At 72.5% G+C, this 12,461-nt stretch carries 8 protein-coding genes; 2 read left to right on the forward strand and 6 right to left on the reverse strand.

Features of this window, described 5'->3' with window-relative positions; all coding sequences use genetic code 11:
- Positions 1-32: 32 nt before the first annotated feature.
- From ACF1FZ_RS04810 to ACF1FZ_RS04820, 3 genes are all read right to left on the reverse strand, one after another.
- Entirely contained in the window at positions 33-1,502 is a 1,470-nt protein-coding gene (locus tag ACF1FZ_RS04810) for a S28 family serine protease (RefSeq protein WP_391771938.1), read from the reverse strand.
- A 77-nt stretch (positions 1,503-1,579) separates the two neighbouring features.
- Positions 1,580-2,053 carry a hypothetical protein gene (locus tag ACF1FZ_RS04815; protein ID WP_391771939.1) on the reverse strand — a complete coding sequence of 158 codons (474 nt, stop codon included), beginning with the start codon at positions 2,051-2,053 and terminating at the stop codon, positions 1,580-1,582.
- Between the two features lie 89 nt (positions 2,054-2,142).
- Positions 2,143-5,835 carry an ABC transporter ATP-binding protein gene (locus tag ACF1FZ_RS04820; RefSeq protein WP_391772209.1) on the reverse strand — a complete coding sequence of 1,231 codons (3,693 nt, stop codon included), beginning with the start codon at positions 5,833-5,835 and terminating at the stop codon, positions 2,143-2,145.
- A gap of 285 nt (positions 5,836-6,120) precedes the next feature.
- On the opposite strand from ACF1FZ_RS04820, the gene ACF1FZ_RS04825 reads away from it, so the two are divergent.
- Positions 6,121-6,486, forward strand: a complete 366-nt coding sequence (locus tag ACF1FZ_RS04825) for a hypothetical protein (protein WP_391771940.1) — start codon at positions 6,121-6,123, stop codon at positions 6,484-6,486.
- 64 nt (positions 6,487-6,550) lie between these two features.
- Here the strand turns inward: ACF1FZ_RS04825 and ACF1FZ_RS04830 are convergent, their stop codons facing one another.
- From ACF1FZ_RS04830 to ACF1FZ_RS04840, 3 genes are all read right to left on the reverse strand, one after another.
- A complete protein-coding gene (locus ACF1FZ_RS04830) occupies positions 6,551-8,233 on the reverse strand; it encodes a thiamine pyrophosphate-binding protein (RefSeq protein WP_391771941.1) in 1,683 nt (560 codons plus the stop codon).
- The gene (speB, locus tag ACF1FZ_RS04835) at positions 8,230-9,195 is read right to left on the reverse strand and encodes an agmatinase (RefSeq protein WP_391771942.1); all 966 of its coding nucleotides are present in this window, start codon (positions 9,193-9,195) and stop codon (positions 8,230-8,232) included. The genes ACF1FZ_RS04830 and speB overlap by 4 nt, the downstream gene beginning before the upstream one ends.
- Before the next feature lie 106 nt (positions 9,196-9,301).
- A complete protein-coding gene (locus tag ACF1FZ_RS04840) occupies positions 9,302-10,765 on the reverse strand; it encodes a sodium:solute symporter (protein ID WP_391771943.1) in 1,464 nt (487 codons plus the stop codon).
- Positions 10,766-10,886: 121 nt separating this feature from the next.
- Between ACF1FZ_RS04840 and ACF1FZ_RS04845 the strand changes: the two genes are divergently transcribed.
- Positions 10,887-12,392: a PucR family transcriptional regulator gene (locus tag ACF1FZ_RS04845; RefSeq protein WP_391771944.1), complete on the forward strand. Its 1,506-nt coding sequence runs from the start codon at positions 10,887-10,889 to the stop codon at positions 12,390-12,392.
- Positions 12,393-12,461 lie beyond the last annotated feature (69 nt).

Below are 12,461 nucleotides of genomic sequence, written 5' to 3' on the forward strand. Positions count from 1 at the left end.
ACACGGCCCGCCCCGGTCCGGAGCGGCGTGTACTACGGCCGCAGCGTGCCCCGGTTCCGCCGGAGTTCGTCGTCCCGCACGTCCAGGCGTGCGTCGAACTTCGCGAGGGGCTTCGCCTTCGCCGGATCGGCCTCGACGGCCGCGGGCGCGACCCCGGCCCAGCGCAGGACGGCCGCGGTGGCCCTGGCCTTCTCGTCGGCGGCGAGGCCGGCGACCTTGGAACCGTGGTTGCCACCGGGCACGGTGTAGACGTAGCTGTCCCGGGCGCCCTTGCCGAGACGGAAGGGCTCGGCGCCCCACGGGTCGTTCTCGCCGTAGACGTACAGCATGTGCCTCGCGTTGTTCCTGACCCAGCTGTCCACGTCACGCATGGCCGAGGGCTGGAACTTCATCGGGATCGAGCGCGGTACGAAGGTGCGCGGCGGCTGGTAGCCGTAGCGGCTCAGGTCCCCGAGCCAGGGCTGCTCGATGTCGGGCGAACCGAGCTGGGTGCCCGCCTGGTAGTAGTACGGCGTGTACGTCTCCAGCCCCTGGTCGGCGTAGGCGGAGAAGCCGGAGATGCCGTCGATGGAGTCCCAGATCTCCTGGTCGGTGGCGTTCGGGGCGTCGGCCGGGACGGAGTCGCAGTCGGCGAGCATGCTGTACTGCCAGTAGGCCCAGACGTAGTCCATGACGACGGCCTCGTACGCCTTGTCGAGCGTGCCGACGGTGTCGAAGGTCAGGCCGTTCTCGGCGGCGTACGCCTCCAGCTTCTTCTCCAGCGGCTCGCGGCGGACGAGCGCCTCGCGCTGGACACCGCCCAGCCGGTCCCGGCACTCCTTGGTGCCGACGCGGGCGAAGAACCGGTCGTACGCCGAATCCTCCTTGTCGACCACGTCGTTGGGCGCGACATAGGCGACGACGCCGTCCATGTCCTTCGGGTAGAAGCGCTCGAAGTAGGTGGCGGTCATACCGCCCTTGGACCCGCCGGTGCTGAGCCAGTTCTCGGGGTAGATCTTCTTCAGGGCCTTGAAGACCCGGTGCTGGTCGCTGGCGGCCTGCCAGATGTCGAGCTTCGACCAGTCGGCGGGAGCCGGGCGGGAGGGGGTGAAGAAGCGGTACTCCAGGGAGACCTGGTTGCCGTCGACGATCTGCGTCGGCTCGCTGCGGCTGGGGTTCGTGGAGACGTTGTAGCCGCTGGTGAAGAAGACCGTGGGCCGGGTCGTGTCCTTGTGCAGCAGGGTGATGCGCTGCTGGAAGGTGCCCTCGGACGGGCGCCTGTGGTCGACCGGCTGGGTGTAGCCGAGGACGAAGAAGCGGTAGCCGGGGTAGGGCTTCTCCTCGACCAGGCTCATTCCCGGGATGGCCAGGATGCGGTCCTTGACGTCCTCGCTGCTGCTGGTGGAGCCGCTCCGCTTCGCGTCCGGTTCCGCGGCGGTGGCCGCTCCGGCCGAGGCCCCGGTCGCGCTTACCGTGCCTATGAGCACCGCGAGCGACAGAACGCCTCTGAGCACCTTGCGCATGCACCCTCCCCTTGATTCACGACAGTGGCCGTGAACCTAGCGGGGGTGACACCTGCCACGCCAGACCCGGCCGCGTGTCAGCACAGGATCCACCCGGTGGAGCCGGAGGAACTCCCGACGGAACCCGAGGCGCGGACGCAGCGGTTCAGCGCATGGACCGTGACCGGGCCGGCCAGCTTGGTGAACCTGCCGCTGTCGACGACCGCCCGGCCGCCGCGCGGCTGCAGCGACACCCGCATCACCCGGCGCGCGCCCGGTTTCCCGGCGACGGTGACGGCGCACGCGTAGGCGCGGCTCTTGTAGACACGCAGCGAACCGGCGGGGAACGCCACCGTCTTGACCAGCCGCCCCGAACAGGCCGACGCGGCCTGCGCCGGGGCCGTCCCGGCGGAGCCCAGCACCAGGCCGAGGGCCCCGAGCAGCGGCAGCACGAGGAGCGCCGCGAGCAGGCGGGCGCCTGCTCGCCGCTCCTGCCGCCCCGATGACCTCAGCGGTCTCATCACGCCGTCCCCACCGAGCACACCGACCACTCCGCCCGTCTCATCGAACACCCCACCCCTCGCCGGACACACGTACGCATAGATGTACGACGCGAGGGAGGGGCCGCGGGGTTGCGGGGTTCCGGGGCGGAGGGCGGATGTCATACGCCTGCCGGGGCGTCCTCCCCTATGCCCTCCCCTATGAAGGTGCGCCACAGCCGGGCGTACGCGCCGTCCTTCGCCAGCAGTTCGTCGTGCGTGCCGTCCTCGGCGACCCTGCCCCGGTCCATCACCACGACCCGGTCGGCGCGTGCGGCCGTCGTCAGCCGGTGGGCGACCACCAGGGTGGTGCGCCGCCCTGCCAGCCGGTCGGTCGCCTGGTTGACCTGGGCCTCACTGGCGAGGTCGAGGGAGGCGGTCGCCTCGTCGAGCAGCAGGATGTCCGGGTCGACCAGTTCGGCGCGGGCGAGCGCGATCAACTGGCGCTGGCCGGCCGAGAGGTTGCGGCCCCGCTCGGCGACCTCGTGCAGATAGCCGTCCTCCAGGGTGGCGATCATCTCGTGCGCGCCGACCGCCCGGGCCGCCGCCTCCACCTGCGCGTCGGTGGCGTCCGGGAGGCCGTACGCGATGGCGTCGCGGACCGTGCCCTCGAAGAGGTAGGCCTCCTGCGGTACGACCCCGAGCCGGTGCCGGTACGCCGTCCTGTCGAGCCGTCGCAGATCCGTGCCGTCCGCCGTGACCCGGCCGCTCGTCGGGTCGTAGAAGCGGGCGACCAGCTTGACCAGCGTGGACTTGCCCGCCCCCGTCTCGCCGACGAAGGCGACCGTCTGGCCCGCCGGAATCCGCAGATCGATGCCGGTGAGGGCCTCCTCCTCGCCGGCGTACGCGAACGACACGTCCTCGAACGCGATCTCGCCGCGCAGGGACGTCACGTCCTGCGGGTCGTCGTGGTCGGCCGTGGACGTGGGCTCGCGCAGGAGCTCCTGGATGCGGCCGAGGGAGACGCTGGCCTGCTGGTAGCCGTCGAAGACCTGGGACAGCTGCTGCACGGGGGCGAAGAACAGGTCGATGTACAGCAGGTAGGCGACCAGTGCGCCCGTGGTCAGCGTGCCGTCGTCGACCCGGCCCGCGCCGACGATCAGCACGGCGGCCGCCGCGACGGAGGCCAGCAGCTGGACGAACGGGAAGTAGACGGAGATCAGCCACTGCCCCCGCACCCTGGCCCGGCGGTAGTGGTCACTGCGCTCCGCGAACCGCTCGGCGCCGTCGCGCTCACGCCGGTACGCCTGGACGATCCGCAGTCCGGAGACGGACTCCTGGAGGTCGGCGTTGACGACGCTGATGCGTGTCCGGGCGAGTTCGTACGCCTTGACGCTCTTGCGGCGGAAGAAGAACGTGCCGACGATCAGCAGCGGCAGCGTCGCGAAGACGACCAGGGCCAGCTCGACGTCGAGGACGAGCAGCACGACCGTGATGCCGAAGAAGGTGACGAGGGAGACGAAGGCGGTGACCAGGCCGGTCTGGAGGAACGTGGACAGCGCGTCCACGTCCGTCGTCATCCGGGTCATGATCCGGCCGGTCAGCTCGCGCTCGTAGTAGTCGAGGCCGAGGCGCTGGAGCTGCGCGAAGATCTTGAGGCGCAGGGAGTACAGCACGCGTTCGCCGGTGCGGCCCGTCATCCGGGTCTCGCCGATCTGGGCCGCCCACTGCACGAGGACGGTGAGCAGGCCGAAGGCGGCGGCCGCCCAGACCGCGCCGAGCGCCATCTTCGTGACACCGTCGTCGATGCCGTGCCGGATCAGCACCGGCAGGAGCAGGCCCATGCCCGCGTCGACGGCGACCAGCGCCAGGCTCACCAGCAGCGGGGCGCCGAAGCCGCGCAGCAGCCTGCGCAGGCCGTACGACTTCTCCGGGCGCACCGCGCTCGCCTCGTCGATGCCGGGGGCGTCGGTGGCGGGCGGCAGCGCCTCGACCTGGGCGAGCAGCTCGGGGGTGGCGGGCATGCCCGCGGCCGCCGCGTCGCGCTGCTCCTCCTTGCGGATCCACAGCCCAGGGGTGACACCGCGCTCGGCGTCGAACTCGGCGTCCAGCTCCTCCTGGAGCGCGCGGTCGTCCTCGGGGGCCGCGGCCACCGACGGCTGGTGCCCGGGGGAGGTGCCGCCCAGCTCGTCCGGGTCGGTGAGCAGCCGGCGGTAGAGCGCGGAGCGGCGCTCCAGCTCCGCGTGCGTCCCGATGTCGGCGAGCCGTCCCCGGTCGAGGACGGCGATGCGGTCGGCGAGGCCGAGCGTGGACCGGCGGTGGGCTATCAGCAGGGTCGTGCGGCCCTCCATGACCTGCGCCAGGACCTCGTGGATCTCGTGTTCGACCCGTGCGTCCACGGCGGAGGTGGCGTCGTCGAGGAGCAGCAGGCGGGGGTCCGTGAGGAGGGCGCGGGCGAGTGCCACGCGCTGGCGCTGGCCGCCGGAGAGGGTGAGCCCGTGCTCGCCGACCTTGGTGTCGTAGCCCTCGGGCAGCGCGGAGATGAAGCCGTGTGCCTGGGCGGCCCGGGCGGCTCGCTCGATCTGCTCCTGGGTGGCGCCCGGGCATCCGTACGCGATGTTGGCGCCGACCGACTCGGAGAAGAGGAAGCTGTCCTCCGGTACGAGTCCGATGGCCGCCCGCAGCGAGTCCTGGGTCAGTTCACGGACGTCGTGGCCGCCGACCAGGACCGCGCCGTGCGACACGTCGTAGAAGCGGGGCAGCAGGAGCGAGACGGTGGACTTGCCGCTGCCGGAGGCGCCGACGACGGCCACCGTCTCCCCCGGCTCGATGGTCAGGGAGAAACCGTCCAGGACCGGGCGGTCCTCGTCGTAGCCGAAGCGGACGTCGTCGAACTCGACACGTGCGGGGGCGTCGGCCGGGAGCGTCCTGGTGCCGTCCTGCATGGACGGCTCGGTGTCGATCAGTTCCAGGACGCGCTCCACGCCGGCCCGTGCCTGCTGGCCGACGGTCAGGACCATGGCGAGCATCCGGACCGGGCCGACGAGCTGGGCGAGATAGGTGGAGAAGGCGACGAACGTGCCGAGCGTGATCTCACCGCGGGTGGCGAGCCAGCCGCCGAGGGCCAGCATCGCGACCTGGCCGAGCGCGGGGACGGCTTGGAGCGCCGGGGTGTAGCGGGAGTTCAGCCGGATCGTGCGCAGCCGGCCCGCGAAGAGCTTGCGGCTCACCTCGCGGAGCTTGCCGGTCTCCTGTTCCTCCTGGCCGAACCCCTTGACGACCCGGACCCCGGAGACGGCCCCGTCGACCACTCCTGCGACGGCCGCGGCCTGGCTCTGGGCGTACCAGGTGGCGGGGAAGAGGCGTTCCTTGGAGCGGCGGGCGATGAACCACAGGGCGGGGGCGACGGCGAGGGCGACGAGGGTCAGGGGCAGCGAGAGCCACGCCATGATCACCAGGGAGATGAGGAAGAGCAGGATGTTCCCGATGGTCATCGGGAGCATGAAGAGGAGCCCCTGGATCAGCTGCAGGTCGCTGGTGGCCCGCCCGACGACCTGCCCGGTGGAGAGCTCGTCCTGCCGCTTCCCGTCGAGCCGGGTGAGGGTGCCGTACATCTCGGTCCGCAGGTCGTGCTGTACGTCCAGGGCGAGCCGCCCGCCGTAGTAGCGGCGGACGAAGGTGGCGGCGTAGACGAGGACGGCCGCGCCGATGAGCAGGCCGGTCCACACGCCGAGGGAGCGGGTGTGGCTGCCGACGACGTCGTCGATGATCACCTTGGTGATCAGCGGGACGAGTGCCATGACGGCCATGCCCGCGAGCGAGGACCCCAGCGCGAGCACGACGTTGCGGCGGTAGCGCCACGCGTAGCCGCTCAGCCGCCGGCCCCACCCCTGCTGCCCGGCGTCCGGTTGCTCCGCGCCCTGCTCCGTCGCGCCCTGTCGCTCCGCGCCCTGTTTCGTCGCGCCCACCGCCCGTGCCTCCTGTTTCGCCCCGTCGCCCCGCGTTCCGCCCGGCCTACCGCATGTCCCCAACACGGCCGGTCGCGGATTTCATCCTTCCGCGACGATTCCCGGCCGATGGACGGAGGCCGGGCCGGGGTGGCCGGAGGACCACCGGGGTAAGGATGACCGCGCGCACCGGGATCACAGGAACGGGGAAGCATGGCGGACGACCTCGAGGCGGAGGCCTACCTCTGCGGCCGGCTGTACGCGGCACTGGCGGAGCTGGAGCGGCTCGGCGAGGGGGAACACCACTCGCTCGGCCGGCCGGACGTCGCACGGAAACTGGCCAGGGAGCCGTCGAAGCACCTGACCGGGCACCTCCACGCGGCCGGGAGGTACCTGATGGCGGCCAGGAGCAGAGGGCAGGGCCGGCCGGCGGCGGCGGTGTTCAGGTCCCTTCCGGACCTGCTGCCCTCCGGGAAGGACCTGCCGGGCTGTCTGCGCGACACCGCGCTCCAGCAGCGTTTCCACGAGGGCCGCGCCGCGCAGGAGGCGGCGATCGGGAAGACCGTCGGAGCCGGATGAGCGGATGTGCGGCCGTGTCCCGGCTTCTGCCCCGGGGCCCGGGCCCCGGCCGCACGGGGCTTCCCTACAGGTGCGTCGGCTCGAACATCTTCAGCAGCGCGGGGAGCACCACCACCGACGGGCCGGGAGCCGCCAGGGCCTTGCCGAGGTCGGCGGCCAGGGACTGAGGCGTCGTACGGACCGCGGGGACGCCGAAGGACCCGGCGAGGGCGACGAAGTCCGGACGGGAGAGCTCGGTCGCCGTGGCTTCGCCGAAGGCGCCGGTCATGTACTCCCGCAGGATGCCGTATCCCCCGTCGTCGACGATCAGCCAGGTGACGGGCAGGTCGTACTGCCGCACGGTGGCGAGCTCGGCGATCGAGTACATCGCACCGCCGTCGCCGGAGACCGCGAGCACCGGCCGGGTGCGGTCGGCGGCGGCGGCGCCGATCGCGGCGGGGAAGCCGTAGCCGAGGCCGCCCGCGCCCTGAGCCGAGTGCATCGTGTTGGGGTGGCGGGCGTCGAAGGCGGACCACGCCCAGTAGGCGAGGATCGTCATGTCCCAGAAGCTGGGCGAGGTGTCGGGCAGCGCCTCACGGACCGAGGCCAGTACCTGCTGTTCCAGCGTGAGGTCCTGCGCCGCGATCCGCCCGTGGACCTTCCCGAGCAGCGTACGGACGCGTGCCGCCGCGTCGTCGTCCTCGCGGGGTTCCACCGCGTCCAGGAGGTCGGCAAGGGCCTCCCGGGCGTCGGAGTGGATGCCGAGCGCGGGGTGGTTGGACTCCAGTTTCCCGGCGTCGGCCTCGATCTGGACGATCCGGCCGCGCGGGGCGAACGTGTGGTAGTTCGAGGAGAGCTCGCCGAGTCCGGAGCCGACGACCAGCAGGACGTCCGCGGACTCCAGGAAGTCCGTGGTGTGGCGGTCCTCCAGCCAGGACCGGAGCGAGAGCGGGTGCTCCCAGGGGAAGGCGCCCTTGCCGCCGAAGGTGGTGACGACGGGGGCGTTGATCTTCTCCGCGAGCGCGCGCAGCTTGCCGGCCGCGTCGGAGCGTACGACTCCGCCGCCCGCGATGATCGCCGGACGTTCGGCGTGCGACAGCAGGTGGGCGGCCGCGAGGGTCAGCTCGGGGCGCGGGTACAGCTCCCGGGGGGTGGCGTCCAGCGCGCTGACGACGGGCAGGACCGTCTCGGCGAGCAGCACGTCCTGCGGGATCTCCACCCAGACGGGGCCGTGCGGGGCGGTCAGCGCGGACTCCCAGGCGGCGGCGATCGCGGAGGGGATCTGTGACGCCGTACGCACGGTGTGCACGGACTTGACGACGTCGCGGAAGGACGCCTTCTGGTCACGCAGCTCGTGCAGATAGCCGTGGCGCCCGCCGCCGAGCCCGGCGGTGGGGATCTGGCTGGAGACCGCCAGCACGGGCGCGGACGCGGCTGCCGCCTCCTGGAGCGCGGCCAGGGAGGTCAGGGCGCCGGGACCGGTGGAGAGGAGCAGGGTCGCCACCTCGCCGGTGATCCGGCCGTAGGCGTCGGCGGCGAAACCCGCGTTGTTCTCGACGCGCAGTCCGACGTACGAGAGCGAGGAGCGGCGCAGCGCGTCGAACATGCCGAGCGCGTGCTGGCCGGGCAGCCCGAAGACGGTGGTGGCGCCGAGACCCTGGAGGGTTTCGATCACGAGGTCGCCGCCGTTGCGTCCGGGCGGAGGGTTCAGGGCCGCCTCGGCCTGTGCGGCGGTGAGCCGTGGCCGGTCGTCGTGGTCGTGACTCATGCGCGGCCCTCCGCGATCTGGCGGGACATGATCGTCGTCAGCTCGTACGCCGTGTGCGAGGCGGCGACGGAGGTGATCTCCGCGTGATCGTACGCCGGGGCCACCTCGACCAGGTCGGCCGAGACGAGGTGGCAGGAGGACAGCCCGCGCAGGATCTCCAGGAGCTCGCGCGAGGTGAGGCCGCCCGCCTCGGGGGTCCCGGTGCCGGGGGCGTGCGCCGGGTCGAGCACGTCGATGTCGATGGAGATGTAGAGCGGACGGTCACCGATGCGCTGGCGCAGCTGGTCGGCGATCTCGTCGACGCCGCGCCGCATGACGTCGGCGGAGGTGACGATGCCGAAGCCCATCCTGGCGTCGTCGGTGAGGTCCTGCTTGCCGTACAGCGGACCGCGCGTGCCCACGTGGGAGAGGGCCTCCGTGTCGAGGATGCCCTCCTCGACGGCACGGCGGAACGGGGTGCCGTGGGTGTACTCGGCGCCGAAGTAGGTGTCCCAGGTGTCCAGGTGGGCGTCGAAGTGGAGCAGGGCGACGGGGCCGTGCTTCTTGGCGACGGAGCGCAGCAGGGGCAGCGCGATGGTGTGGTCACCGCCGAGCGTCATCAGCCGGGCGCCGGTGGAGAGCAGGCCGTCGGCGGCGGCCTCGACGGCCTCGACGGCCTCGTTGATGTCGAAGGGGTTCGCGGCGATGTCACCCGCGTCCGCGACCTGGGCGAGCGCGAAGGGCGAGGCGTCCTGCGCCGGGTTGTAGGGGCGCAGGAGGCGGGAGGCCTCGCGGATCGCGTTGCCGCCGAAGCGCGCACCGGGGCGGTAGGAGACCCCGCTGTCGAAGGGCACGCCGACGACGGCGACGTCGGCGGAGCCGACCTCGTCGAGCCGGGGCAGCCGCGCGAACGTCGCGGGTCCGGCGTACCGCGGGACGCGGGAGGAGTCGACGGGGCCGCGCGGCGCTTCGTTGCTGCTCATGGGTGCGAGTGCCTTTCGTTGAAGCCATGCACGCCTTGTGGGCGTCCATACGCTGTTCAGTGTGTCAGGGGCCCGCCGGGCCCCTTTCCGGGAGGTGGAGGGGTGTTCAGACGGTGGCCGGGTCCGGGGTGGCCGGGTCGTCGGCCCCCCGCCCGGCCAGCCGCTCGCGCCAGGCCGTCAGCACGGCCGCGTCGGTCGGCTTCGTCGCCAGCGAGACGACGACGTACACGGCGAGCGAGGCGAGCAGCCCGTAGGAGACCGGTTCGTCGGCGAGGATTCCGTAGGCCGCCATCAGCCCGGTCACCGCGGCGCCGCCGACGGCCACGGCCGCCAGCGCGCCCGCCGCGGTGCCCCGGCGCCAGAGCAGACCGCCGAGGATCGGCACCAGCAGCCCGCCGACCAGCAGGTTGTAGGCGACGGTCAGCGCCTCGACGACGTCGTTGAGCGCGAGGGCGATCACGATGACGGCGACGCCCATGACGAGGATGAACGCCCGGTTGCCCTTCACCTCGTCGCGCCCCTCACCGCCCTCCTTGACGACCACGCCGCGCAGCCGCGACCAGATGTCGTTGTTGGCCACGGTCGCGCAGGCGATCAGGGCGCCGGAGGAGGTGGACATCACCGCGGCGAGCGCGGCGGCCAGCACGAGCCCCCGTACGCCGACGGGCAGTTCGTCCTTGACGATCGTCGCGAACGCCGCGTCGGCGCTGGGCAGCTTCGGGTACATCACCTTGGCCGCCGTACCGATGACGGCACCGGCGACCGCGTACACCAGGCAGTACGTCCCGGCGACCGTGCCGCCCCAGCGTGCCGTCCGGTCGCTGCGGGCGGTGAACACGCGCTGCCAGATGTCCTGGCCGATCAGCATGCCGAAGGTGTAGATCAGGACGTACGTGAAGATCGTCTCGCCTCCGATGCCCAGCGGGTCGAAGTACTCGGTGGGCAGCTGTGCCTTCATCTCGCCGAAGCCGCCGGCCTTGACCACGGCGATCGGCAGGAGGAGGAGCAGGACACCGATCGTCTTGACGACGAACTGCACCAGGTCGGTGATCGTGATCGACCACATGCCGCCCAGTGTCGAGTACGCGACGACGACGGTGCCGCCGAGGACGATCGCGACGGTCCGGTTCACGTCGAACAGGACATCGAAGATGGTGGCGTAGGCGATGGTCGAGGTGACCGCGAGCATCAGCGTGTACGCCCACATGACGACACCGGAGATGACGCCGGCCCGGCCGCCGTAGCGCAGGTCCAGCATCTCGGAGACGGTGTAGACCTTCAGCCGGGCGATGCGCGCGGAGAAGAACACGGACAGGGCGAGCAGCCCGAGACCGATCGTGAAGACCATCCAGGCGCCGGAGAGTCCGTACTGGTATCCGAGGCCCACGCCGCCGATCGTCGAGGCACCGCCGAGGACGATCGCGGCCATCGTGCCCGAGTACATCCAGGGGCCGAGCCGCCGCCCGGCGACCAGGAACTCGCTCTTGGACCTGGCGCGGCGCATGCCCCACCAGCCCATGGCGAGCATGCCGGCCAGATAGGCCACGATCACCGCGTAGTCGACAGCCATGGGCCTTCCTCCGTCTCGTTCTCGCTCAGGGGGTGTGGTGAGGAAGACGGTAGGTGGCCGGAAGCCGACGCTGAAGTGTAGGTTTCATCCATTCTCAAGCCGCCGAGTGGATGGACCATCCATGCCGGACTCCCCAGCCGGGCCTCCCGCCCCTCCCATCCACCTGGCCGAACTGCTCGGCCGGGAGGAGCTCGGGCTGCGCCGGATCGCCGGTCCGGACCACGCGGATCTGCTGTGGGTGCACACCTCGGAGATGGCCGACCCCTATCCGTACCTGCTCGGCGGCGAGCTTCTGCTGACCGCCGGGGTCCAGCTCACGGACGCGGACACCTACGTGGCCCGGCTGGTGGAGGCGGGTGCGGCGGCCCTCGGCTTCGGGGTGGCGCCGGTGCACGACACGGTGCCGGCCGCCCTGGTGGAGGCGTGCGACCGGCACGGGATGCCGCTGCTGGAGGTGCCCCCGCAGACCCCCTTCGCCGCGATCGCCCGGGCGGTGTGGCGGCTCATGGCGGAGGCCCGGCACCGCGAGCTGCGCCGGGTGACCCGGGCGCAGCAGGCCCTGGCGACGGCGGCGGCCCGCCCGGACCCGGTGCCCGCGGTGCTGCGGCAGCTCGCCGTACAGCTGGAGGGCCGGGTCGCGCTGCTCACGGCGGACGGTGGTGTGCTGCACGCGGCGGGCGGGCGTCCGGCACCGGACGTGCGAACGGCGCTGGCCCGGCTGGCCCGGGTGGTGGCTCCCGCCACGCCGCCCGCCGTCTCTCCCGGCCGGAAGCCGAACCCGTCGTCGGCGACCGAGACCCGGGGCGGCACCCACCTCTTCGCGTACGCGCTCGGCGGTGGGCAGGGGCTGGCCCTCACCCTGGCGACGCCCCGGCGCGACTTCGGCGACCACACCGTCGCGGGGATCGCCGTCGTGCTGCTCTCCCTCCTCACCGCCCCGCACCAGGGCGCCGACGCCGCGGGCCGTTCGGCGGCGCTCGTACGGCTGCTGCTGGGCGCGGCCCCGCAGGACGTGGCGCCGCTGCTGGGCGGCGGCGACTCCTGGACGGTGGTCCACGCCCGTCGCGCCGACGGCGCTCCGGCGGACCGGCTCAACGCCGGGGCCCTCGGCACGGCACTGGGCTCCGCGCTGTCGGACGTGGACCGCGAGACGGTACGGGTCCTGCTCCCCGGCCGCCACGAGGCGGTGACCCCGCAGCCCGGCTGGACCCTCGGCGTCTCGGGCCCCGGTCCGGTCGCCGCCCTGCCCGACGCCGGCACCCGGGCGGCCCGCGCCCTGGGCCACGCGGAGGCGACCCGTACGCCCCTGGTCACGCACCGCCCCGGCATCGGAGGCCTGGCCGGTCTGATCCCGGCCGAGCACGCCGAAGCCCATGCCCGGGCTCTTCTGGCCCCCCTCACGGGACCCCTGGCCGAGACCTTGCGCTGCTGGCTGAGCCTGCACGGCAACTGGGACCGCACGGCGGTGGCCCTCAAGGTGCACCGCAACACGGTCCGCCAGCGCATCGCCCGGTGCGCGGCGCTGCTGGACATGGACCTGGACGACATGGACGTGCGGACGGAGCTGTGGTTCGCGCTGCGGGAGCGCAGGCCCGCAGGCGGCGGCGGACGAATTCACGGCCGATGAGGAGCACGGGCCACGGTGACAGTGACCCGGCCTGTCACCGAGCCGGTTCCGGCCCCTGCCTCCCGGCAT

Source organism: Streptomyces sp. NPDC014623, from assembly GCF_043088245.1.
GTDB lineage: Bacteria > Actinomycetota > Actinomycetes > Streptomycetales > Streptomycetaceae > Streptomyces.